Source organism: Lewinella sp., from assembly GCF_050633125.1.
GTDB lineage: Bacteria > Bacteroidota > Bacteroidia > Chitinophagales > Saprospiraceae > Lewinella.
The window spans coordinates 33655-56521 of the sequence record NZ_JBOEFX010000021.1 but is presented as its reverse complement, the minus strand read 5'-3'; the positions used below and the strand labels follow the sequence as shown (position 1 = coordinate 56521).

Annotated in this window: 22 protein-coding genes; 10 read left to right on the top strand and 12 right to left on the bottom strand. The window is 44.0% G+C overall.

All coding sequences use genetic code 11. The annotated features are described in order from the left end of the window. Positions 1 to 123: 123 nt before the first annotated feature. Positions 124 to 3093, top strand: a complete 2970-nt coding sequence (locus ACRBG0_RS05675; protein ID WP_431485933.1) for a T9SS type A sorting domain-containing protein — start codon at positions 124 to 126, stop codon at positions 3091 to 3093. A gap of 432 nt (positions 3094 to 3525) precedes the next feature. After that, positions 3526 to 3996 carry a GNAT family N-acetyltransferase gene (locus ACRBG0_RS05670; RefSeq protein WP_431485932.1) on the top strand — a complete coding sequence of 157 codons (471 nt, stop codon included), beginning with the start codon at positions 3526 to 3528 and terminating at the stop codon, positions 3994 to 3996. 70 nt (positions 3997 to 4066) lie between these two features. On the opposite strand, the gene ACRBG0_RS05665 is transcribed toward ACRBG0_RS05670, so the two are convergent. Continuing rightward, positions 4067 to 6187: a carboxy terminal-processing peptidase gene (locus ACRBG0_RS05665; RefSeq protein ID WP_431485931.1), complete on the bottom strand. Its 2121-nt coding sequence runs from the start codon at positions 6185 to 6187 to the stop codon at positions 4067 to 4069. 356 nt (positions 6188 to 6543) lie between these two features. Between ACRBG0_RS05665 and ACRBG0_RS05660 the strand changes: the two genes are divergently transcribed. The 3 genes from ACRBG0_RS05660 to rsmI all read left to right on the top strand — a co-directional run bounded on the left by ACRBG0_RS05660 (position 6544) and on the right by rsmI (position 9501). After that, positions 6544 to 7587: a rhodanese-related sulfurtransferase gene (locus tag ACRBG0_RS05660; protein ID WP_431485930.1), complete on the top strand. Its 1044-nt coding sequence runs from the start codon at positions 6544 to 6546 to the stop codon at positions 7585 to 7587. Between the two features lie 31 nt (positions 7588 to 7618). Continuing rightward, positions 7619 to 8644, top strand: a complete 1026-nt coding sequence (locus ACRBG0_RS05655; protein WP_431485929.1) for a hypothetical protein — start codon at positions 7619 to 7621, stop codon at positions 8642 to 8644. 182 nt (positions 8645 to 8826) lie between these two features. Next, complete coding sequence (gene rsmI, locus ACRBG0_RS05650) at positions 8827 to 9501, top strand: 16S rRNA (cytidine(1402)-2'-O)-methyltransferase (protein WP_431485928.1); 675 nt, start codon at positions 8827 to 8829, stop codon at positions 9499 to 9501. Positions 9502 to 9515: 14 nt separating this feature from the next. Here rsmI and ACRBG0_RS05645 read toward each other — a convergent pair whose 3' ends face one another. Further along, positions 9516 to 9917, bottom strand: coding sequence for a hypothetical protein (locus ACRBG0_RS05645; RefSeq protein ID WP_431485927.1), 402 nt, complete (start codon positions 9915 to 9917; stop codon positions 9516 to 9518). A gap of 133 nt (positions 9918 to 10050) precedes the next feature. Here ACRBG0_RS05645 and ACRBG0_RS05640 point away from each other — a divergent pair, with 133 nt between their 5' ends. The 3 genes from ACRBG0_RS05640 to asnS all read left to right on the top strand — a co-directional run bounded on the left by ACRBG0_RS05640 (position 10051) and on the right by asnS (position 13130). Next, positions 10051 to 10626, top strand: a complete 576-nt coding sequence (locus tag ACRBG0_RS05640; protein ID WP_431485926.1) for a TetR/AcrR family transcriptional regulator — start codon at positions 10051 to 10053, stop codon at positions 10624 to 10626. 11 nt (positions 10627 to 10637) lie between these two features. Then, entirely contained in the window at positions 10638 to 11564 is a 927-nt protein-coding gene (locus ACRBG0_RS05635) for an alpha/beta fold hydrolase (RefSeq protein ID WP_431485925.1), read from the top strand. A gap of 132 nt (positions 11565 to 11696) precedes the next feature. Further along, entirely contained in the window at positions 11697 to 13130 is a 1434-nt protein-coding gene (gene asnS, locus ACRBG0_RS05630; RefSeq protein WP_431485924.1) for an asparagine--tRNA ligase, read from the top strand. Positions 13131 to 13303: 173 nt separating this feature from the next. Here asnS and ACRBG0_RS05625 read toward each other — a convergent pair whose 3' ends face one another. Next, positions 13304 to 15430 carry an elongation factor G gene (locus tag ACRBG0_RS05625; protein ID WP_431485923.1) on the bottom strand — a complete coding sequence of 709 codons (2127 nt, stop codon included), beginning with the start codon at positions 15428 to 15430 and terminating at the stop codon, positions 13304 to 13306. Positions 15431 to 15788: 358 nt separating this feature from the next. Between ACRBG0_RS05625 and ACRBG0_RS05620 the strand changes: the two genes are divergently transcribed. Both ACRBG0_RS05620 and yjjG read left to right on the top strand, forming a co-directional pair. Next, positions 15789 to 16376, top strand: coding sequence for an HD domain-containing protein (locus ACRBG0_RS05620; protein ID WP_431485922.1), 588 nt, complete (start codon positions 15789 to 15791; stop codon positions 16374 to 16376). An 8-nt stretch (positions 16377 to 16384) separates the two neighbouring features. Next, complete coding sequence (gene yjjG, locus ACRBG0_RS05615) at positions 16385 to 17077, top strand: pyrimidine 5'-nucleotidase (protein ID WP_431485921.1); 693 nt, start codon at positions 16385 to 16387, stop codon at positions 17075 to 17077. A gap of 8 nt (positions 17078 to 17085) precedes the next feature. On the opposite strand, the gene ACRBG0_RS05610 is transcribed toward yjjG, so the two are convergent. From ACRBG0_RS05610 to ACRBG0_RS05570, 9 genes are all read right to left on the bottom strand, one after another. Further along, positions 17086 to 17637, bottom strand: coding sequence for a DUF6940 family protein (locus ACRBG0_RS05610; protein ID WP_431485920.1), 552 nt, complete (start codon positions 17635 to 17637; stop codon positions 17086 to 17088). 46 nt (positions 17638 to 17683) lie between these two features. Then, positions 17684 to 18943, bottom strand: coding sequence for a sterol desaturase family protein (locus ACRBG0_RS05605; RefSeq protein ID WP_431485919.1), 1260 nt, complete (start codon positions 18941 to 18943; stop codon positions 17684 to 17686). Positions 18944 to 19001: 58 nt separating this feature from the next. Then, a complete protein-coding gene (locus ACRBG0_RS05600) occupies positions 19002 to 19520 on the bottom strand; it encodes a DinB family protein (RefSeq protein WP_431485918.1) in 519 nt (172 codons plus the stop codon). Between the two features lie 36 nt (positions 19521 to 19556). Then, complete coding sequence (locus ACRBG0_RS05595; protein WP_431485917.1) at positions 19557 to 19766, bottom strand: hypothetical protein; 210 nt, start codon at positions 19764 to 19766, stop codon at positions 19557 to 19559. After that, positions 19766 to 20479, bottom strand: a complete 714-nt coding sequence (locus tag ACRBG0_RS05590) for a YqjF family protein (RefSeq protein WP_431485916.1) — start codon at positions 20477 to 20479, stop codon at positions 19766 to 19768. The genes ACRBG0_RS05595 and ACRBG0_RS05590 overlap by 1 nt, the downstream gene beginning before the upstream one ends. An 11-nt stretch (positions 20480 to 20490) precedes the next feature. Further along, on the bottom strand, positions 20491 to 20907 hold the full coding sequence (locus ACRBG0_RS05585) for a hypothetical protein (protein WP_431485915.1): 417 nt from the start codon (positions 20905 to 20907) through the stop codon (positions 20491 to 20493). 69 nt (positions 20908 to 20976) lie between these two features. Further along, entirely contained in the window at positions 20977 to 22230 is a 1254-nt protein-coding gene (locus tag ACRBG0_RS05580; protein WP_431485914.1) for an MFS transporter, read from the bottom strand. After that, positions 22223 to 22594 carry a VOC family protein gene (locus ACRBG0_RS05575; RefSeq protein WP_431485913.1) on the bottom strand — a complete coding sequence of 124 codons (372 nt, stop codon included), beginning with the start codon at positions 22592 to 22594 and terminating at the stop codon, positions 22223 to 22225. The genes ACRBG0_RS05580 and ACRBG0_RS05575 overlap by 8 nt, the downstream gene beginning before the upstream one ends. Positions 22595 to 22648: 54 nt before the next feature. Next, positions 22649 to 22831, bottom strand: a complete 183-nt coding sequence (locus ACRBG0_RS05570; protein ID WP_431485912.1) for a hypothetical protein — start codon at positions 22829 to 22831, stop codon at positions 22649 to 22651. Positions 22832 to 22867 lie beyond the last annotated feature (36 nt).

Sequence of the window (22867 nt, the reverse complement as noted above, 5' to 3'; positions counted from 1 at the left end):
ATAATTATGCGCTATAAAAGTACGATTTTTTTCAACAAAACAACTTTTTTGTCCTTGTTTTCGTTTCAACAATGGGGCACATTTGTAATGTCAACAGAAGCAAACGACCTAATTCAAGCGCTAATGAAACGAGCAAAGGCTCATCGACTACTTAATATAGTGCAAAGCTTCGCAATAGCTTTGTTACTTGTTTTATCTGGTCAGTCGGCTTTAGCGCAAGGATGGGAAGCGACTTTTGGAGGTGATAACGAAGACTACGGTACCGCTATTCTCCAAATGATCGATGAAGGCTATGTTGCAGTAGGCTATAGTGAGTCGTTTGGCAGCGACAATGATTTTGACATTTATTTAGTTCGCACCGATGTAGATGGTACTCCATTATGGGAAAGAATCTATGATGAAGGCTATATCGAGCATGCTTACGATATCATTCTACTAGATGACGGTGACCTCCTGATTTTAGGAGATATCAACGAAGCAAATGGTAGCGCCGCAGGAACACCTAGCGAAGTATACCTTTTAAGGGTTAATCCTTTAGGCGAGGTTAGATCATCTATTCGTTTCGAGAATAACGGTTTCTTCCAGAGTGGCCGGGAAATTATTCGTACCAACGATGGCGGTTATGCTATCATTGGATCGAGTGCCAACCCAGCGATGGATCAGTCAGATATTTTGATGATCAAACTGGATGCCAATGCAGAGGAACAGTGGCGCCGCATTTACGGCACTCCTTATCCTGATGCAGGCCAAGGAATTGTCGAAATCAATGGCGGTTATGCAATTGCTGCGAACGTAAAAAATGGCGGAAATTTTCCAGACAATGATGTTGCCATTTATCGCTTAGATGCTGCGGGGAATCAAATAGCCGCGCGTTTCTACGGAGATGGACAGGAAAATAATGAGGATGTTAATGATTTAATCAAGACCCAAGACGGTAACCTTTTACTGGTTGGTTCTTCGAATAACTTCAATAACACTTATATTATAAAGAGTGATCTCAACGGAGATACACTTTGGACACGTGAACTTGAGGTTAGCCTCTTCGGAGAGGAATTGTACGGTGTGACGGAGTTGGAAGATGGTAGTATTGTTGCTACCGGTTATTCTGAACTCAACGAAAGTACACCGGAGATTTTGTTGCTTAAAATGTCTCCAACGGGAGAATTGGTTTGGCAGCGTAATCTTAGCGAGGAATTTTCCGATTGGCGATTCGGACTCGATGTAGTAGAAACTATTGACAAAGGCTTTATTATAGCTGGACACAATAGTCTCAGCCAAGGTTTCATCAATGATCTGAGTATAATCAGAGTAGATGGCGAAGGCAATTACTTTACGAATCTGATACAAGGCAAAGTATTCTGGTCGCAGGATGGTTGTAATCCTTTCGAGGATGGAGACACTCCGCTGAAAGATTGGCTAGTAGAAGTTGATGGAAACAATGGCCGCTTTATCGGTACTACTGATGAGCAAGGACATTACCGCATCCCGGTAGACATCGGCAACTACACTGTAAGCCTTTTACCTAAGAATAATGCTTGGAACATTTGCTCACCCGCAAGTTTTCCCGTCAGTTTCACGGCCAGTTATGACTCTTTGGTTTACAATTTTCCGGTACGAAGCATTCCGGATGCTTGTCCTGTTCTCAGTGTTGAAACAGGAGTCGGACCACTGCAAGCTTGTACTCAGGTAGATTACCTGGTAGAATATTGCAACGATGGTTCTGCAACAGCAGCCGATGCTTATGTGGAAATCTTCCTGGACGAAGAACTCACTTATGTGACGGCCAGCGTAGATACTTCACTGGAAACAAGTAACTCCATTATAGTAAGGCTTGGCGATCTCGCTCCGCTTACTTGTGGAAGCTTTACCATCACGGTAGATGTTGCTTGTGAAGATGTTGAAAATTTACAATCAGTGATTGTAAGTACAAACATCTATCCTAATGAATACTGCGGTCCGATTGATCCCAATTGGGACATGTCGAGCATCGAAGTAACCGGACGTTGCGAAGGAAGCGACATTATTTTTACTGCTCGTAACGTAGGAGATGCTCCTACTGATGGCACACAAAATTTTGTCATCATCGAGGATCAGTTACTTTTCCGAGATGGAACAGTGCCTACGCTTGATCCTGATGAAGAGGAACCAATTGGTGATCCAATTCCGGCAAGCATGCTAGGTGCTACTTACCGCTTAATTGTAGAGCAAGTTGAAGGCCACCCAGGTAACAATTATCCCACAGTAGTGGTTGAGGGTTGTACGCTGGAAGGCGAAGGAGGATACACAACGGGTCAAGTGACCCAGTTTCCTGAAAACGATCAGGATCCTTATGTTGACATAGATGTGCAAGAAATTTTAAACACTTTCGGTACGGCGAACTTATTAATCGGCCATCCCAAAGGCTATCAGGATTCGATCATTACGACGAACACCGATATTGAATACACAGTTTTATTCGCCAATACCGAAAGTGATACTTTAAATCGCTTGGTGATTCGGGATACACTTCCCGAGGAATTAGATTTAGCCACTTTGGCTGCAGGACCCGCAAGTCATCCCTATACTTTTGAAATTTACAACAGCGGAGTTCTTAAAATCACCTTTAACGATTTAAACTTGCTTCCAGCAGACGGCAGCGGATCGGAGATCGATTCCAGGGGTTACGTAAAGTTCACTTTATCCCAAAAACCCAACTTGCCACTTGGAACGGTTATTGAAAATCGTGCTGCCGTCTACTTTGATTACGTTGCTCCGGATATTACCAACAGCATCCGTTATTCACTTGCCTGCGAAGATTTCCTTGTTGAAGGATGTTTAGCAGTCGAACTAACGGAACCGCCGGTAAGAGAAGGACTCAATATACGGGTTCAGCCGAACCCTTTCCATTCATCAGCCATCATCACTATCGATGACTGTGAATGCAACCAGCTGGAGATGGTTCTCCGTGATGTCGCCGGGCGTGAAATGCGTCGGGAGAAATTCAACGGAACTAGCTTCACTTTACAACGAGATAATTTGCCTGCAGGCTTATATTTCCTGGAAATATACACCGACAAGCAGATTCTTCAGACAGGTAAGTTACTAGTCCAATAGCGGTCTAGTAGGCATAATCCCAAAAGTTTTTGAAACGGTTCCCCGCTACGGCGGGGAACCAACCCAACAAGAAGGTAATTATTTTAATATAAACACCCTGTGTGACAAAGCTTTAGAAAGTACGTCTAACAGAGTGACCAAAGAATTTTAGGTCGTCTTTTTTTCATGAGATTATGATTTGTTGTGGAGCCGCCCCATTTGGGCGGCTCACTTTTTTTGTACCTACGTAATATTGCGCAAAAGACAAAATGCGCTTCTCTTTAGGTTTTTCAAATAGTTAAAACACTTGAAGTGAATCGTTTATTCAACTATTATGAAAAACAGAATCGCATTTTATTTTCGTGCTGTTCTTATTTAATTCCAGCAGGAATGTTTTACAAATAAAGTTACCTTCAATAGGGTACTTTTGCAGAGAAATAATAACCTGCAAGTATGAGTACTTTAAACATCCGCCCCGTCGTAGCAGCAGATATTCCTCGGTTAAAAGCAGTAATTGCTACCAGCGATCTTTTTCCACCTGATTTACTTGATGATATGATTACGCCTTATTTGGCTGGCAAAGATGAAAGTATCTGGCTCACTGGCGAAGAAGACCATCCAACCTTCGTTGCTTTCTGTGCCCCAGAGCAAATGACAGAAGGTACCTGGAATCTCTATCTTATTGCGGTTTACTCAGGATTACAAAGCAAAGGCTATGGCCGGCAGGTTATGGCTTATCTCGAAAACCTCCTCGCCGAGCAAGGGGCACGAGTGCTTTTAGTAGAAACCTCAGGCTTGCCAGAATTTGAACGTACCCGTTCGTTTTATCATCAGTGTAGCTATACAGAAGAGGCTCGAATTAGGGATTTCTATAAGGAGGAAGAGGACAAAGTTGTATTCTGGAAATCACTTCAGGAGAGGTAATAAAAAATCCCGAATGCCGGCTGTTGCTAGCATTCGGGATTTTTCCGAAAGTTGTTAAGACAAGGGGAGCTTAGTTACGATCATTGATCGCCACTCGCTCCAACTCAATTACATCGTGCATGATAGAAAGCACTTCGTTAATATAGACATCCTTAGAAACAGCTTTTAAGAAGTCCTCGTTTCTTGCCTTCTTGCTTTCGTCGGCCTCGAAGATTGGGAGATCTACGTCTAGGTTACGAGCGCTAGTGATCACCACTTTGTCGAAGAGATTTTTAAAGCGTTCTGCATCTGCGGTACGAGCAGCTTCCAGGTTTTGGTAGGCTTCTAGGTCAAGAGGGTAAGCTGTAAGGTCGCGCAATTTCTGCATGCGAGCTGCATTGGCTTGTACTTTACTGAATATCTCATTACTGGCTACTCTTGCCTTGCTACGCGCCTCGATCTGCTCCATGTGGGTCATGTTAAGAACCTTCTGGTCATAATCTACAGCAGCGATCTCTGTCCAAGGCATGGGGTATTCCTGCTCTTTTTCGCCTGTTTGAATATAGGCATAATTGTCAGGTAAAATGATATCAGGCGTTACACCACGCAGTTGGGTAGAGCCACCATCAATGCGGTAAAACTTCTGCGTAGTCAATTTAACTTGTCCAAGTGGCTTGACATCTTCAAAGCCGCGAAGGGTGCGGTCTAAGTCAATAAAGCGCTGGACAGTTCCTTTACCAAAGGTAGAGTTGCTACCTACGATAACGGCACGACCATAATCCTGTAGAGCTGCTGCAAGAATTTCGCTAGCACTGGCGCTAAAGTTGTTAACCATAACTACCAATGGTCCGTCATATTGAACTTGTGGATCAACATCCATCAATACTTCTGGCTCGTAATCGCGAGACTTTACCTGAACAACAGGTCCGCTTTCGATGAAGAAACCAGACATTTTGACTACGTCGCGTAGGCTGCCTCCTCCATTGTTACGCAGATCAAGAACGATACCGTCAACGCCAACGTTTTTGAGTTTTTCAATCTCTTTCTCAACATCGTCAGCACAGTGGCGGCCATTACGATCCTGGAAGTCAGCGTAGAAGCTAGGTAAAGAAATGTAACCGATTTTTTCACCTGGAGCTTGTCCGTCGATAATGAGAGATTTAGCAAAACTTTCGTCTAAAATCACGATATCACGAGTGATAATGATTTCTTTTTCAGAGCCATCTACTTTTTTGACGGTTAGGATAACCTTGGTGTCCTTGCTGCCGCGAATTTGTGAAACGACGTCATCTATTACCATGCCTTTGATATCAACAGGAGCTTCTCCTTCTTGAGCAACTTTTGTGATGATATCATTCGCTTCCAATTCTTTGCCTTTCCAAGCAGGGCCTCCTACGACTATCTCAGTGACTTTGGTGTAGTCTCCTTCTGTCAGCAGGCGAGCGCCGATCCCCTCAAGTTTGCCACTAAAGCGGATATCAAAGTTTTCCTTGTCAATTGGCTTGTAGTAATTGGTGTGTGGGTCGAATACACCTGTAAAGGCATTAAAATATTGGCTCATCCGATCTTCGCGATCTAGTTTGATCAAACGATCAAACCAGCGGTCGAACATGGTCAAAACATCTGCTCGTGCATCTGCTTCCAACTCCGTTGCTGTTTTTCCAGCCAATTCTTCATCGCCTTTTTCTTGCTTGTCTATCGCTTCAGCGTACCGATCAAGTGTTTCATACTTGAGGTATTGGTGCCAATATTGCCATAGTTCTTTCTCGTCGCTTGAATAGGCGCGTTTTTCGCCATCAAGCTCTACTGATTCTCCACCGGCAAAATCAAATGGTGTAGCAAGGATATCTTTGTAATAGCCTTGAGCACGTACCAGTGCTTTTTCCATCAACTCTTGGCTGAGGTTGAAGAAAGTGAAATCGCTGGCATTAACCTGGTCGTCAATTTCGTGACGGTAGCGTTCTAGTTGGGCTACCTCTTTGGCTGTCAGGAAGCGTTTGCCACCATCAATGCCATCTAGATACAGGTCATAAATTTTTTCAGAGAAACTGTCATCAATGTCCTGGGGACTGTAATGATAACGCTCCATGCTTTTCACCAAAGTCTGTAAGAGAACGGCTTCTTTTTGCTCGTCGCTCAACTGTGGATACATAAATGCAGCGAGCATTAATACCGCTGCGAGCGAAAAGAAAATTGATTTTTTGAAATTCATATAACTGTATTTTGTCGGATCTACTTCTTGAGACGATTAGCAGTTCAAAAAGACACTGCTGTAATCTTTTGTAATTAACAAATATGTATCTTAAAAATTGTGTAAATGGGCAGTTAGCTATAACTAATGATGTCAAAAATAGCAGATTTGCATCGAATGTTACATTAGTTGGACTATTGAGTTACTCCAAGTAAATACCTTATTTGTTAATGAATGGTTTTCCAAAACCGTGCCAAAGCTCAATTTTAACGCTTATTTGACGAAGTCTGCTTATCTTTACCCCTGTAATTGGGCAGCAAGTCTGCAACTTGCCCATTCTGCTTTAGCAGAAATTAGCTTAACTACAGAAAAATAACATGTTTAAACGATTACACAACCTCGTCAATAACGACGAGCTGAAGCGCCGTATGGAAACCTCTGAGGAGGCGCGCACCACTCTTTCCTTTTATCAGTACCATCAAATCGAAGACCCGCTGGCTTTTCGCGACCAACTTTTTAGGGATTGGTCAAAGCTTGGGGTGTTTGGACGAATCTATGTAGCCAAGGAAGGTATCAATGGTCAAATATCTGTACCTACGGATAACTTTGAGACCTTCAAAGTAGCCATGTTTAGTATCCCGTTCCTGAACGGTATTCGCCTGAACATTGCGATTGATGACGATGGTAAGTCCTTTTACAAGTTAAAGATCAAAGTCCGCGACAAAATCGTTGCCGACGGCCTTAATGATGAGACCTTCGATGTTACCAAACGTGGTAAGCACCTCTCTGCACGAGAAGTGAATGAACTGATGGACAAGGAGGAGACCATTGTGGTAGATATGCGCAACCATTACGAAAGCGAGGTCGGGTATTTTAAAGGCGCTGTCCGTCCTGATGTAGAAACCTTCCGGGAAGCACTGCCCTTAGTCGAAGAGATGTTTGAGGATGCCAAGGACAAGCCGATCATCATGTACTGTACAGGTGGTATTCGTTGTGAAAAAGCCAGCGCCTATTATATGCACAAAGGCTTTGAAGCGGTTCATATGATCGATGGCGGCATCATTGAATATGCGCGGCAATGTGAAGAAGAAGGTTTAGAAAACCAGTTCTTAGGGAAGAATTTCGTTTTTGACGAACGTCTTGGAGAGCGCATTTCAGAAGAGATCGTTTCAAAATGCCATCAGTGTGGCAAACCCAGTGATACGCACAACAACTGTGTGAATACCGCTTGTCACATTCTTTTTATTCAATGTGAAGAATGTGCAGAGAGAAATCAAAGCTGTTGTTCCAGTGAATGCATCGATTTTATCTCCCTTCCGGAAGAAGAGCAGGAGCGTCTGCGGCCAACGATGAGTTTTAATGGCACCAAGTTTGGCAAAGGGCGCTATAAAGCCAATCGCCAGAGTGATCCTATGATTTAGGAAGACTATTTAAACGCTAACTCTGAATAAGATGGGGAAATTGTTGTTAGGTATTTGCCTTCTATTGTCAGTCATTACAGATGCTACTGCACAAGATGATCTCTTGTTGCAACGTTTCGGCTACTTTAGTTACACTATTCCCTTTGAAGGGGATTCGTTGACCTACTACATGGGGGGAGGTACGCGGGATCGTGACCCTGAAAAATTGGTCCTTTTTCTCCAAGGGTCAATGCCGAAACCATTACTTGTGGTAGAAAACGACGGTAGTGTGGTTGCTAATATTCCTATATCTCCAATGGATTATGCCGCAGAATACTATTTCTGTGTTGTTCCAAAGCCAGGGATTCCTCCTGTTGTCAAAAGAGAGGAACTGGACGAATTAGGCATGTATCTGGATCAGGGTACGGGTGAGATGATAGCGGCGTATCAGGAAAGAAACTATTTGGATTATTATGTACGTAGCAGAGAAGCAGTGCTGCAAGATATTACTCGAAAAATAAGACTGGAGCAGGTCGTTATAGTTGGCGGATCTGAAGGTGCACGATTGGGGGCTAAGCTAGCACTGGTGAGTGATCTTGTTACTCACTTGGTCTATTTTTCTTCCGATCCTTTTGGTCGCTACCTTGAAAAGATATTAGATGTAAAGTTTAGGTCGCTCAAAGGAGAAACATCTGAGGAGGCCGCTCGTGAGAAAATAGAGGCGGTAATGGAAGAGTGGAAAACGATGAACCAAGAGCCTGAGTCGACAAGTGAAAAAGGCGGTGATACAAATAGGGCATGGGTCTCTTTTTCTGAGCCAGCATTCTATGATTTGCTAGCATTAGAAATTCCAGTACTGGTTGCTTACGGAACGGCTGATAAAAAGGTGTTTAATATGGAGCTCTTGCAGTTGGAAGCTATTAGGCAAAGGAAAAGTAATCTTCATTTTAGGGCTTACTTCAATCACGACCATTATCTTCGCAAATGTAAGTTTGATGAAAATGCTCAATTGACTGATGTTGAATTCGTTTTTGATACTATTTATGCTGAATGGCTAGCTTGGGTGAATTCGCATTAGCCGGTTTTGGTCTTCTAAGTCAGAAAAAGCATCAATAATTCTCACTTTAGTAGGTTTCGCGGGCTTTAGTCCGCTAGAACGATCCTGCCTGTGCGGACTAAAGCCCGCGAAACCTGTTACAAACAAGCTGCTTTTACCTAAAGTGATAATTGATGAAAAACAACTTCTAATTCTAGTACACTATGTCAGGTAAACTCTATCTTGTTCCTACGCCAATCGGCAACCTTGAGGATATTACCCTACGGGCATTGCGGATATTGAAAGAGGTTACATTGGTATTGGCGGAAGATACGCGTACCAGTAAGCGACTGCTACAGCATTATGAGATAGAGACACCGTTACGGGCTTTTCATGCGCACAATGAGCACAAAGTAACCGATCGGATAGTAGCGGAATTACAGGCAGGGGCCGAGTGGGCACTAGTGACAGATGCGGGTAGTCCAGGTATTAGTGATCCGGGGTTTCTGCTGGTGCGGGCTTGTGTAGAGGCAGGAATAAGTGTGGAAGCCTTGCCAGGAGCAACAGCCCTTATTCCAGCGCTTACTGCTTCGGGCCTGCCTGCTGATAAATTTCACTTTGAGGGCTTTCTTCCTCATAAAAAAGGCCGCCAGACCCGGTTGTTGTACTTGGCAGAGCTTCCCGTTGCATTTGTGATGTACGAATCCCCGTACCGGCTAGTCAAGTGCTTGGATCAGTTGATTGAACATTGTGGCCCAGAACGAATGGCCTGCGTAGCGCGCGAGCTTACGAAAATGTTTGAAGAAGTAACGACGGCGACCCTACAAGAACTTGCGGACTATTACCGCGAGAAAGATAAAGTCAAAGGTGAAATTGTATTGGTCGTGGCAGGGAAGTAACCTTCTGTGCAATACTAAGGGCTGACAATCAACCTGTTTTCAGTTAGCTCCAACACCTCTAAGTCGGCGACTAATATTTGGTCAGCATCGTAAACTTTTAGTTGTGCATTTTTAGCATCGTATTCCCATGTTCCGGTAAGGGAGTAATGGGCATCGTTGGGAGCCAGTACCATGTAGGTGCAGACGCCTCCTTCCTGGAGGTCGTAAGTGGCGCGGTATCTACTTGCAGGAAGTTCAGAAAAATCACAAGGTTGAAAATAGCGCCCTTCTTCCAGTACTTCTTCGTGGACGTGCGTCCAGCAGTTTAAAAGTAATTCAGGGTCGATAATAGGAGTGTCTTTGGCTTGATTACAGGCAGAAGACCCCTGTAACAGCATGAAAAACGAAAATACGAGGAGGAAATTAATAGACTTCATTAGTGGTGCGTTTTCTTTTTAAGACAGTGGTTTTATACAACTGCGTTGGGTAGGTAAGTTATGTTTTTCTGCTACCTAACTTGCGTTATAAGTCAAAAACAATTAACTTACCGACCGAACGGTTAGCAAGATTATGCCAGTACAAAAAACAACAAAAGAAGATATCCTGCTGCGCTGCTGGGAAGTGATCAATTTACATGGTTACAAGGGGTCTTCGATTAGTATGCTGGCCAAGGCTGCGGGGCTGGGCAAAGCTGGCTTACTCCATCATTTTGGTTCTAAAGAAGACCTGATGCATGCTGTGTTAGTGTTTTCAATGGATTTTTTCCGTGACTACGTGCTGGCTATCGCAGACGATGAGGCGCTGCCATTGGAGCAACGGCTAGAGAAAATGCTCCGTCGACAAAACCGTTTGGCAAAAATAGATCAGCGCGGCTGTTTTTTTACCAATGTAATCATGGAGATGGGCCAGGAAGGCATTCACAATGAATTGCTGATGGCCTTTTACGATGAGTGGAAGCAGGTTTTTGCGCTCTTAGTAGGCAAGGTAATGCCAGAGGAAGCGGCCAAAGAACAAGCTTACCTCATGCTCTTGCAGTACGAAGGAGCGATTACGCTTTACAAGCTCACAGGCGATGAAATGCATTTGGAATCATTTGTAGGCCGCTATGTACAAATTCTAACTTCTGCCAAGAACCAGTTGGTTTAATCCTTAGGTTTATGAATTATCAACAACTTATCTTCAAAACGATTGGTCTGAATGTTAACCTCTCCTCGCTATTCAGCAAAAAGCGTGCAGGACTAAAGGCCTATCGTCTTTTTACGACTCCACCCAAGCCGCAACTACGAGAGAAGGAGCTTGATTTTTTGGGTACAGCTACTCGACTTGATAGTGTGCGTGCAGGACGAAGCATTGTCGAGTATCACTGGGGCGCCGAAGAAGCTCCTTATATTTTACTGAGTTATGGTTGGGGTTATAATACTGGGAGGTGGCGCTATTTTGTAGGGCCATTGGTCGAAGCGGGGTATCGTGTGATTGCCTATGACCCGCCCGGGCACGGGCAGGCCGTACGAGAGCGACTGAATTTTGTAGAAAACGTCGATATTATATCAGACCTGATTTGCCATTATGGTCGTCCGGAAATAACCATTGGCCATTCTTTTGGAGGATCGTGTAGTGTACAAGCCATGTCTTTTTTACCCAAGGCGTTGCACCCTCAACGAATGGTGGTGATGGGCGCTTTCAGTAATGCGCAAACCAGCGTCTTTAAATCGTTTAAAAACGGTCTGGGTTTGAATCGGCTGGTTTATCAGGAGTTTGAAAACTGTATTGAAGAGGCGGCAGGCGATCGCTTTCGCTCTTTTGATATTGGCCGAGGGTCGGCAGCTTTAGGTCATATTCCGGCATTGATAGTTCATGACCCTCAAGATGAGATTACATCAGGGAATCAGGCTTTGGGCTTTCATGCTTACTGGCCGGGCAGTGCCTTGTATTTGCCTCTTGGCGCTAAACACCATTTAGGCACCCCTAGGGTGACAAATGCAATTATTGATTTTGCTGTGCGTGGTGATTTGCCTCAAACTGCGACTGTGCAGGAGCGTCCATTACCCAAAAGCTACGAATTAGCGAGTTTTTACAAAAGGTAAGAGGCATTAATAGTTACTCAATTCCCAGCTTCTTTCTATCTTCGCGCTTTATTTTGAACGGCCTCCGTCGTGGTAAAGGGAACAGTATCCTGCCCTTTCGCGTTAGAGTCTGCAATAAAAAGATAAGCGGGAATGATTACCAGAACAGAAATCGCAAAAATCTTACAGACCCCCCCCATTGATTCCGATGTAACGGTTATGGGCTGGGTACGTGCTTACCGAGGCCGGCGCTTTATAGCGTTGTATGATGGCTCTACTTCAGAAACATTACAAATTGTTGTAGACTTTGAAAATTTCCCTGAAGACTTGATCAGTAAGATCAAATTTCACGCGTGTATCAGTGTTACTGGCACCGTTGTAGAAAGTCAGGGGAGTGGCCAGGCGGTAGAAGTTGTGGCTAAGGAAGTTGAGATTCTGGGCGAGAATAATTTGGAAGATTACCCCTTGCAAGCAAAAAAACAAACGGTAGAGTTTCTACGAGAGCAAGCCCATCTGCGGATGCGTACGGCTACTTTTAGTTCTGTTTTTCGTATTCGTCACGCCGTGGCTTATGCCGTAAACAAATACTTCAATGATCGTGGTTACTATTACCTGCACACGCCTATTATTACGGGTAGTGATGCCGAAGGTGCTGGTGAAATGTTTAGGGTGAGTACGTTGGACCCTGAGGATTTACCACGTACTGAAGAAGGTACTGTTGATTACAATAAAGACTTTTTTGGTAAACCGACCAACCTTACTGTTTCTGGTCAGCTACAGGCTGAGATTGGTGCAATGGCACTAGGGAAAGTCTATACTTTTGGGCCTACTTTCCGTGCGGAAAATTCTAATACGACCCGTCACTTGTCGGAGTTTTGGATGATTGAGCCAGAGGCAGCCTTTTTTGATCTAGAGAACGACATGGATTTGGCAGAGGACTTTGTCAAATACTTGATCAACTATGTCTTGGATAACTTTGACAGCGATCTTCAATTGCTGGATAAGCGTATTCAAAATGCTGAGAAGAATCTGCCCCAGGCTGATCGTCGCCCAATGGGATTGATTGAGATGCTTCGTTTTGTGGTAGAGAACGATTTCGAGCGCATCACCTATACGGAAGCAGTGAATATGCTGCGCAATAGCAAGCCATTCAAAAAAGGCAAGTTCGAGTTTGAGCCGGTTTGGGGAGTTGACCTACAGGCCGAACATGAGCGCTTTTTGGTAGAGAAGAAGTTCAAGAAGCCAGTAATCGTTAGGGATTACCCTAAAGATATCAAGGCTTTCTATATGCGGATGAATGACGATGACAAAACCGTTGCTGCAATGGACGTTCTTTTCCCTTACATCGGTGAAGTAATCGGTGGTTCACAGCGGGAAGAGCGCCAGGATATGCTTCTCAAGCGGATGGGAGAGATGAATATTTCAGAGGAAGAGCTTTGGTGGTACACAGACTTGCGCCGTTTCGGAGGAGCACCTCACGCAGGTTTCGGTCTTGGCTTTGAACGGATGGTACAATTCATCACAGGTATTACCAATATACGTGATGTGATTCCATTCCCTCGTGCTCCGCGGACGGCAGAATTTTAATTACTAAATCTGTTTTAGCCAGAGATAGCTTGCTGTGGCTTAAGAACCAAAAATACATAGGATCGTAGTCTTTTACTACGATCCTATTCTTTTAATAGGGGGTGTTTTTATCCCCATTTGTGTAAATACATTCATGCATTTACATTTCTAGTTCAGCGTACAGAACCTCCTACTTACGCCTCAATCTCTTCTTCCTCGTAGCCAGCCATTAATTTTTCCTGAATATCAAAAGGTAATGGATTGTATTCCGCAAAGCGGCGAGTGAACTTGGCTCGCCCTTGGCTTAGTGACCTTAAAGTAGAGGAGTACTGATACATCTCAGATTGTGGCACCTTGGCGATGATTTTTTGGTAATGTCCATCTGAGTCCATCCCAGAGATCATTGCTCGGCGAGTTTGGAGATCTCCCATTATATCTCCCATGACGTCGGCATCACACAAGACTTCGAGATCATAAATAGGTTCCAGTACTTGCGGGCTGGCATTTTTGAACGCATCTCTGATGGCCATTCTTGCTGCAATCATAAAGGCCGTATCATTGGAATCAACAGCGTGCATTTTTCCATCGTATACCGAAACTCGGATGTCCTGACAGGGAGAGCCTGTAAGTGGCCCTTCTTCCATCCGTTGAAGGATACCCTTTTTAATCGCATTAGCGTATTTCGCATCGATACTACCTCCAACAATACACCAATAGAAGGACAGGGTGCCTCCCCAAGGAAGTTCTTCTGTCTCTTTCTTACGTACGTTTAATCCCTCTGGTTCAGGCATTCCTTCGTGGTAGGGCTCAATACGGAGGTGGATTTCGGCAAATTGGCCCGAGCCTCCGCTTTGTTTCTTATGACGGTAGCTGGTATCGGTAGTTCCTGTGACCGTCTCGCGATAAGAAATGCGAGGGCGGATGAAATTCATGTGAATGCCGTTGAGTTCTTCAATCCGGTAGCGTATCAGATCTAGGTGTAACTGCCCTTGGCCATGAACCAGTGTTTGTTTAAGTGCGGGTGACTGTTCCACGTGAAGGGTGGGGTCTTCTTCTTCGATGATATGAAGGGCTTTCATCAGCTTTTCCATCTCTGCTTTGCCAGGTGGTTCGAGGGCTACACGAATGCGTGATTCAGGAAAGTGCATAGGTTCAATGCTACGCTTATGACCTTTAGCGTTGAGTGTTTGATTGGAGTGAGAGTCTTTTAGCTTTAGTGTAACCCCCAAGTCGCCGGCACGTACTTCTGTTGTATTCGTGCGTTCCTTGCCGTTGGCTAAAAATAATTGTGTGAAACGTTCTGTCTGTCCAGTGGAGGCGTTCTGTAACTCGTCTCCGGCGGTCAAGACACCACTGAATACCTTGAAATAAGAAACATTACCTACGCGGGGCTCAGAAATAGTTTTATAAATGAAAATGGTTGTATCACCGCTTGCCGAGCAAGCAAGTTCACCGCCATCTTCCAGTGCTGCTGCTGGTCGATCTGCTGGACTAGGGCAAACATCATTGATGAACCCCATAATTCGGCCACTTCCCATGTTGTGTTCGGCGGCACAGCAAAAGACGGGAAAAAGCTCCTGGTTGGCAATTGCAATTCTGAGGCCAGTGGCAAGCTCTTGTTCCGTCAGGGTACCTGCTTCGAAAAATTTTTCCATTAATCCTTCGTCATTCTCTGCTGCTGCTTCAACGAGGGCGTTGTGAAGCTCCATTGCCCGGTCCATTTCTGCGGGAGGGATAGCTTCCTTGGTGGGTTTGCCACCATCTTTGGGGAAGACATAGAGGGTCATTCGCAAGGCATCAACAATGGTGTTGAAGTCTCTGCCAGGATTGAGTGGATATTGTACAGGGATTACCTTGTTGCCAAAGCGAGCTATTGCCTGCTCAAGCGTATTATCGTAATCGGCTTTTTCATGATCAAGGTGATTGATGGCAAATAAGGCGGGTGTTTTAAAGCTTTCAATGTATTCCCAGATCAATTCTGAGCCTACTTCTACACCACTACGTGCATTGAGGAGCATGACTCCTGTGTCTGCCACCTTTAAAGATGAAATAACTTCTCCTACGAAATCATCGTAGCCGGGTGTATCGATAATGTTGATTTTACTGTCTTTCCAGCTGGCATGAAGAAGCGCTGAAAAAACGGAATTGCCCCTTTCTTTTTCCAAGTTGGTGTAATCAGAGACGGTATTCCCTGCTGTAGAGGATCCCCGGCGAGAAAGGCTCCCTGCTTCGAAGAGCATACACTCCGCCAGGGTAGTTTTTCCCGAACCAGGATGTCCTAGTAAGACTACGTTACGAATATTGTTGGTGTCATATCCCATAAGCGATTGATTTTAAATGGTAGAAGAACAGTAAAATCAGATTAGGATTGTAAGTCGGAATTAAATTAGGTATTTATTCTATTTTTTCACAATATTATTTTACAATAATTTAGAATAACGGCTTTTAGTTGTGTCTTTTGTTATTTGGGGATTAGCGTGGGATTGTTTGGTACTTTTGAGAAAGCAACTTATCGATCCTTAGGGGCGTTAATTTTTAGTCCCAGTACATTCAGTACATAGGAAGTAATATGACTGTGGAGAACCTCAAATAACTTTGTTGTCCTGATTATATAGTGATACTCCCTTTGTAATGTTGTATTTTGCGGGCCGGACTTGGTCAAGAACAGGCTTTAGCTTCATGCGCAATAAAACATCAGCGAAAACAATCGACTTAGCCGAGGAACTCGGAGTAGAAACGGCCTTGGAAAGAGCGCTCATTGAGCATCCTCTAGTGATAGAGGGAATGTTATGGGGGCTTCCCCGTTATGGCCATCCGGAAGGGGAGGTTTATAAGCATGTTAAAGAAGTTTTAGCAAATATTGATTGTTTAGAGGTTACTGATAAAGAGCGGGAATGGCTGCGAATAGTGGCGCTGGTACACGATACTTTCAAGTTCCAGGAGGATAAACGCGAGCCCCGCAATTGGCATCGCCATCATGCCGTTTTAGCACGCCGGTTTCTGGAGGAATTCGTTGACGATGAAGCATTGCTCAATATTGTTCAAAATCATGATGAGGTCTATTATATCTGGCGGGACATGGTTCTTTTTAAGCAACCTGAGCGCGGGGCACAACGGATGGAGCGCTTAATTGATCGCCTACAGGGGTACAATCAACTTTTTTATCTGTTCTTTAAGTGTGACACCCAAACCGGTGACAAAAATCCAGCCCCTATCAAGTGGGTAGAAGAAAATTTTCCAGGGGTTGTTCCGGTGAAATTGAAATAAAAATAGTTATGCCTCAATTCCAATGGTTACTGTTTGACTTTGATAATACCTTGGTAGACTTTACCAATACCAGTAAGCATGCTTTGTGGCAAAGTTTTCGTGATTTTGACACGACCTGTACAGAAGATATTCACGAAGTGTACAAAACCGTCAATCACCAAGTGTGGACAGCCTTTGAGAAAGGAGAAATGTCAGCCGAGAAGTTACGTATTGAACGATTTGAATTACTTTTTCAGGCAATAGGATTAACACCTTCTGAACCCCAGGTTTTTAGTAAAAGATTTTTGGATAATCTGGTTCAATTGAGTGAAGCTTATGAAGGTGTACCCGCATTACTTGAGCAACTTGGGAAACAGTATCACCTTGGGGTCATCACTAACGGACTGAAGGAAGTACAACGCCCTCGCTTGGATTTATTAAAACTGCGTGACCACTTCAAGAGCATTGTTGTATCGGATGAAATAGGTGTAGCCAAGCCACATACTGCTTTTTTTGAGCATGTCTACCAAAATCTCCCTCATCCTGTTGCTAAAGAAGAAATCTTAGTGATTGGCGATAATCTCCATTCTGATATAAAAGGAGGAAACGACTACGGCTGCCCAACATGCTGGGTTAGTCATGAGCGAGATAACAAAACCGATATCCTTCCCAATTTTACAATTACTAAAGTTCAGGAGTTGGTTGGAGTATTGGAAGGCTAGCAGAAAAGTTAACTACGGTATTTTCTGAAAGTATAATACTTGGGCCTTTTGTCCCAGCGAATATGTACCCAGTACACCCCTAAGCCTGAAGTACTCAGCCAACGTTTTTCGTCAGTAACTTGCGTTGCGAGTAGATGGCCAAGGGCTTGCCAGTACTGATGTGTATGTGCAATAGTAGCTGTACGGCAAAATGCAGCCAGATGAGGAAATTGGGCCTCTTGTATCGGGCAGGGTACTAATAAATGAGCATCACCTCGTAAATTTGGAAAATCAACAACCATTTTGTGTGTATCAAAAAAGGCAGAAAAGGGCTTAGTAGATGCTTTGACATGCGCTAAAGCAGGGCTGTTGACCAGGACAAATTCGTAATCTTGATTAAGGAGGCCTTTCGATAAAGGAGGGTGCTCCCAGAAGTAAGCATCGAATGGGCTTTCGGCTAACAATCTGTTATAGAATTGCCGGAAATCAGGCGATGTTTGCCAGTAGTTGATCACCTTGGCAAAAGATAGACGCCCATTTTTATCGCTGATCTGATAAAGGTAAACGCTGTCATCTAACACTGTTACCTTTAGAGAAAAAGGAACTTTGATAATTTTTAGTGTTTAGTTAAGCTAACTTACGGTTGCGAATTGACCAGACCTCCGACCGGACAAAATAGAAGCAGCATATTAAGGAGCCTACAAGGTAGGCTACAATCAGCCAACTTCCCACAGCTCCTAAGCCAAACCATCCTTGAAGGAGGTAGATTACTCCCAGTCCGTAGATGAACTTCAAGCCTTCCAATAGAAAGGATAGTCGATGACGATCCATCAGCGTAGTGTAGGCAAAAATGGAAAGCATCAAAAAGCCGCCATAGCATAGAATCTCAATGAAGGTAAGCGTGCCAATCTCAAACATGAGATGGTACATCAATACAAAGTTGATGGTCAATTGTATCCATGACCAATAGTTTAATGGACGTGAAAGATGGCTGTCGTATTTTTTCTGTTCACCTGCTGTTTTGTAATAGGGAATAGGATATTTCTCGAGCACATCGGCGGGGCGCCAGCCGGTGGGCATAAACCAGATGCGGACCTTGTCCCACCACGAGCGGGTGTGCCAGGCATCTTGCAAGATACTCCAAACGTGCATGAAGTTGATCAAGATGGGGTTCCATGTACCCGCCGGACGCTTGGTGCCGTATACAGGTGGTACTTCTTTAAGTTCTTCCTGAAATGTGCCGAACAGCTTATCCCAGATGATGAAGATTTCGGAGAAATTCTTATCTAGATATTCGTCATTGATGGCATGATGTACTCGGTGATGGGAGGGCGTAACCATGATGGACTCCAATGGCCCCATACGGTCGATCAGACGGGTGTGGTACCAAAATTGGCTGAAAAAGTGGATGGGCGCAATGAAGGCGACCACCTCCGTGGGTACACCAAGTAGGGCCATAGGGATATAGAGAAAGAAATAAACACCAACAAATGCGGAAACATCCTGCCGTAAGGCACAAGAGAGATTGAACTCTTCACTACTATGGTGAATGACATGGCGATTCCAGAACAGGTTGATTTCATGGTTCCAGCGATGTGACCAGTAGCCCTTGAAATCAAGGCCAACAAAAGCCAGTGCATAGACCCAACCTGCCGCTGGCAGATCAAACAGTGCCCAGTGCCCAACCATCCATTCGTAACTAAGGATAATGACGGCCAGGCCCATGAGGGTTTTTAGGGTATTGGTCATGCCAGAACTGAGGCTGGAGATGGTATCCGCTGCATGATTGACTTTGACGCCTCGCCAGCGAGCGACTAGTGATTCAATGAGGATCAAAACCATAAAACCAGGGATGGCGTAAGCAAGTACAGCGGCGTATGTTTCCATTGTAGACAAGTCTTTTCGGTTAGGATTGGCTAATTTAGCGAATTTTCGCTAAATGATTTTACCAATTTCCGGCGTAACTCAAATCTATGTCCGTTGTTTGTTGAAGATAAGCTCTCTTGATACGATTGATTTGCCGAATATGCAGTTGATCATGGGCCAACCAGTTGGCTAAAAACAAACCAGCACTCATGGGGCCGAGTTTGGGATGTTGATAAGTGTTGTCCCAAGCTGGCGAAGTGAGTGATTGTAGCCAAGTTATAGAAGCCGTCCTTTCTTTGAGGAATGCAGCTGTTTTTGCCGTGTAATCTTGGGCAAGATAGGCGCGTTCCTGCACCCATTTTGTGGGGTCAAATGGTGGCAGTGGTTGCGTAGGGTCTTCCAAAAGAAGTTTTATCCGCTGCCGGAAATCTTCCCTTTCTTCATCATAAAGGTGGCAAACGACTTCCAGTAGGCACCAATGCTCAGGTTGTGGCCGCCAAAGAATCATTTTCGGGTTGGCATCTTGCAGTAGACCAGTGAAGACCAGTTGGTTGGTTGTTAATTCTTGAATGATTGGAATAGCTTGCTGGATGGTCATTGCTTAAAGGGCTAATTATAAAGTGGAGTTTTCTTGTTAAGAAGATTCTTGCCTCTCGGTATTCTCCTTTTCCTTCGATGCAGGTAAATTACGAGCGATGAATAAAAGTGCAAAGCCCATCAAAAACGCGCCTCCTGCACTGAGCAAGGTACTGGACCCTTTACTGTAAAATAGAAATACTAAAATAGCACCCATGCAAACAAGCATTCCTGCAAGGATTTGTAATACCGTTTTTTGTCCATTCATTATTCAGAGATTTTACGTTTACCTTCTACGGTGATGGCTGAGCCCTCAGCGAGCATGACAGTAGAAGGTTGTTCCTGGTTTAAAAAAGCAAAGTCTGGTCCGTAAACCTTACCGTAATCTACATCAATTTGGTAATCATTTACCTTGTATTGTTCCCATTTTGGGTGTGTCACCTCGTATTCATTGCTTTTCTTGGGGCCAGCATGAGCATAACCCCAGTAGTGTTCGGTAATGAATTCTGTTTCACCACCGGGTTCAATGGAGCTAGTAGCCCGATCAGCATTTACCTGAAAGGTGAACCAATCTTGCTGCATTTTCCATTGATATTCCACGACTCTACTCGTATCTGTTTCTTCCCAGCGGTGGCGCATTTCTAGGGTCTGGTAGTTTTCCTGATAGATGGTGTTGGCGACAAAAGTGATGGCTGGTTTGGGGACAATCTCTTTGATAAAAACAACACCGCGCTTCCATTCGCCCTTCTCGAGTCGACGTACATAAAATCGTAGGTTGACTTCCTCGAAATTGACATGAAAAGGAATCTTGATCCCTAATAAACGGACGTCGACAAACATAAACCCAACCAAACTGATATAACACTTATCTTGCCAAAGGTCCAATTCGGTGCCAAAGGGAACATAAGGTTCCAATACCTTGGGATCGATAACATAATTTGCGAAGACCAGTTTTCGCCATTCGGCAGTGAGGAAACTCATAGGTGTGCTTTTTAGGAAAACAAGACAATAATAGCGATAAGCCCAATTGTTCCCAAAATCGTAGTAGTAATTCCTAATCGCCTTGATTTTAACCAGCCGGAAGCCCCAATGGTGAACATTAGTGCTAAAATACCTCCAATATGAGCGAGTGTGCCGAAAGTACGGGCGCGTATCATTTCTCCTTCATCGATCTTGAATGGAAAACCAGGAGTAGTAAACATTACCAGCTCGGTCATGGCGAAAGTAGCAATGATAAACAGGATGGCCGCACTTGCTGAACTGACAATTAGGACCTTCATCATTTTGCGCTCATTGTCAGCTACCAGTAGGGTTACCAATAGTGTAGCAGAGAATCCACCCAGGAAGACACTTATGAAAATGATTTGCGTGGCCAACGCATTCATATATTCATTTGAAAGAGAGATCATATTAGGTGTTTGTTATGGAAGGAGGGACAAAAAGCAATTCAAAAATAACAAATTTAAAATAGTCTCTCGTTATCTCAATCCACCACTTAAAGTCGACCATTCTTTCCGGAAAAGAACAAGAACAAGGCCGATGATGAGCGCCAAGTAAAAACAATGAGTCAGTGAAACCTCTACAGAGAAATTGTTTTCTAGATAAGTTACTCCTTCCGTCCAGAGGTAACTGAAGAGGAAAAAAGCGCCAATCGTTGTTGATGCATATTTAGGTTCACTCAGGCGAGTAATGTAAGATAGGGACACTGCACTCATAGCTACTTCTACGCCTGCTATCAGGATACCAGCACCTATAATACTTACTTGCAATGGGATATCCGTGAGGTAATCAGAGCCAATGAGTATTAGGCTGACCAAAAGGACGCCGAAAAATGCAAGGGTGAATCTTTGCCAAGAGCTAAGGGGTGATTTTTTGCGCCAGATGAATAACAAAGCAAGTGCCATTATTATGCCACTGACGAAATAAAAGGTTTCAACGAACCAAATAGATGATTCCTGTTGATTGAAAAAGAACCTGTCAATCTGATTGAAGGAATCACGAAAAAAGGATGAAAGGGTACCTGATATCTCGAAAAAAAGGAATGAAAGAAAAATAATAAGTAAAATAGTATAAAAGGAATTACGCCGAGGCATAACCCGCTGCTCTTGATCAAGCAGTAATGGATCTGCTAATGGGGTAAAGGGTAATGTTTCTTCTTGCAAGTCTAGCTTGTTCCTAATGATTAAGAAGAGTGCCAAATAGATGAAGATGGCTAAGGCGGCGATGCCAAAGCCATAAGCATACCCCATCACCTCACCAATATAACCGATGGTCATTATTCCTAGAAACGAGCCGAAGTTGATGGCAATAATGCGTAGTATAAACGCTAAGTCTCGCTTCTGATCTTCTTTGCGAAACAAACGACCTAATAGAACAAGTAGATTATTCTTTACTAATCCGGTGCCGATCAGGAGCATTATAATGCCGAGTCCAATTATAGCAGCTTGATGACTCAAAAGGAGGAGACTACCCAATAATGCAAAGCTCCCACCAATAATTACGGCATTTTTTTGCTTGAGCACCAGATCTGACAGTAAACCAAATGGCACTGCAACCAATGCCAGTGCCATGGTGAAGGTGGAGACATAGTCGATAGCTGACTCATTACTCATGGCAAAACCATCGGGCGCTGTAACATACAGTACGATCAAAGCTCTTATCCCATAGTAACTAAAACGTTCAAAAAGCTCAACAATATTGAGCAGTAATACGCTTGTCTTACGACTATACATGCTGATCAATCAAGATCGGATTACCGTCGGGGTCCATGATCACAAAGCTGGCGGGGCCGCTGGTGGTTTCGTCGGCCTCGGTGGTGAGTGCTACACCTTTGCTTTTGAGGTCTTTTTGAATAACCCTTACATCGTCAAAAGTATCAAGCGGACTGGCATTTTCATCCCATCCGGGGTTGAAGGTCAGGATGTTTTGCTCAAACATTCCCTGGAATAAGCCAACGAGGGCGTTTCCGTTTTTCATAATCAAGTAATTCTTCTCCTGCTGGCCAGCGTAAACTGTAAAACCCAGCTTTTCGTAAAAGTCTTTAGAGACTTGAAGGTCTTTAACGGCAAGGCTGATAGAAAATGCTCCTAAATGCATAGTGAGGTGGTTTTTGGTTGTTTTAAAAGAGGGAAGACCGGATAGAATGAGTTATTATTTAGCTTTCCCCGTACCATTACAGGTTTTACAAAAGTTCTTTTCTCCCCGCGTTCCTTCCCAATAGCCATGACCATCACAGTAGCTGCATTTGTTGGCGTTTACCAAACCGACTAAAAGATTGAAAAGGTAATAAGCGGCGGCACCGATGAGAACGAGCCATAAAAGTCTAAAGAGCATTAAAAGGTGTTTGTGTTTAGGAAATTGATGATTTGA

Excerpts from the sequence above, each read along its gene's own strand:
- ACRBG0_RS05675 (WP_431485933.1), top strand. The coding sequence starts at position 124 with ATGAAACGAGCAAAGGCTCATCGACTACTTAATATAGTGCAAAGCTTC.
- ACRBG0_RS05670 (WP_431485932.1), top strand. The coding sequence starts at position 3,526 with ATGAGTACTTTAAACATCCGCCCCGTCGTAGCAGCAGATATTCCTCGG.
- ACRBG0_RS05665 (WP_431485931.1), bottom strand. The coding sequence starts at position 6,187 with ATGAATTTCAAAAAATCAATTTTCTTTTCGCTCGCAGCGGTATTAATG.
- ACRBG0_RS05660 (WP_431485930.1), top strand. The coding sequence starts at position 6,544 with ATGTTTAAACGATTACACAACCTCGTCAATAACGACGAGCTGAAGCGC.
- ACRBG0_RS05655 (WP_431485929.1), top strand. The coding sequence starts at position 7,619 with ATGGGGAAATTGTTGTTAGGTATTTGCCTTCTATTGTCAGTCATTACA.
- rsmI (WP_431485928.1), top strand. The coding sequence starts at position 8,827 with ATGTCAGGTAAACTCTATCTTGTTCCTACGCCAATCGGCAACCTTGAG.
- ACRBG0_RS05645 (WP_431485927.1), bottom strand. The coding sequence starts at position 9,917 with ATGAAGTCTATTAATTTCCTCCTCGTATTTTCGTTTTTCATGCTGTTA.
- ACRBG0_RS05640 (WP_431485926.1), top strand. The coding sequence starts at position 10,051 with ATGCCAGTACAAAAAACAACAAAAGAAGATATCCTGCTGCGCTGCTGG.
- ACRBG0_RS05635 (WP_431485925.1), top strand. The coding sequence starts at position 10,638 with ATGAATTATCAACAACTTATCTTCAAAACGATTGGTCTGAATGTTAAC.
- asnS (WP_431485924.1), top strand. The coding sequence starts at position 11,697 with ATGATTACCAGAACAGAAATCGCAAAAATCTTACAGACCCCCCCCATT.
- ACRBG0_RS05625 (WP_431485923.1), bottom strand. The coding sequence starts at position 15,430 with ATGGGATATGACACCAACAATATTCGTAACGTAGTCTTACTAGGACAT.
- ACRBG0_RS05620 (WP_431485922.1), top strand. The coding sequence starts at position 15,789 with ATGCGCAATAAAACATCAGCGAAAACAATCGACTTAGCCGAGGAACTC.
- yjjG (WP_431485921.1), top strand. The coding sequence starts at position 16,385 with ATGCCTCAATTCCAATGGTTACTGTTTGACTTTGATAATACCTTGGTA.
- ACRBG0_RS05605 (WP_431485919.1), bottom strand. The coding sequence starts at position 18,943 with ATGGAAACATACGCCGCTGTACTTGCTTACGCCATCCCTGGTTTTATG.
- ACRBG0_RS05600 (WP_431485918.1), bottom strand. The coding sequence starts at position 19,520 with ATGACCATCCAGCAAGCTATTCCAATCATTCAAGAATTAACAACCAAC.
- ACRBG0_RS05595 (WP_431485917.1), bottom strand. The coding sequence starts at position 19,766 with ATGAATGGACAAAAAACGGTATTACAAATCCTTGCAGGAATGCTTGTT.
- ACRBG0_RS05590 (WP_431485916.1), bottom strand. The coding sequence starts at position 20,479 with ATGAGTTTCCTCACTGCCGAATGGCGAAAACTGGTCTTCGCAAATTAT.
- ACRBG0_RS05585 (WP_431485915.1), bottom strand. The coding sequence starts at position 20,907 with ATGATCTCTCTTTCAAATGAATATATGAATGCGTTGGCCACGCAAATC.
- ACRBG0_RS05580 (WP_431485914.1), bottom strand. The coding sequence starts at position 22,230 with ATGTATAGTCGTAAGACAAGCGTATTACTGCTCAATATTGTTGAGCTT.
- ACRBG0_RS05575 (WP_431485913.1), bottom strand. The coding sequence starts at position 22,594 with ATGCATTTAGGAGCATTTTCTATCAGCCTTGCCGTTAAAGACCTTCAA.
- ACRBG0_RS05570 (WP_431485912.1), bottom strand. The coding sequence starts at position 22,831 with ATGCTCTTTAGACTTTTATGGCTCGTTCTCATCGGTGCCGCCGCTTAT.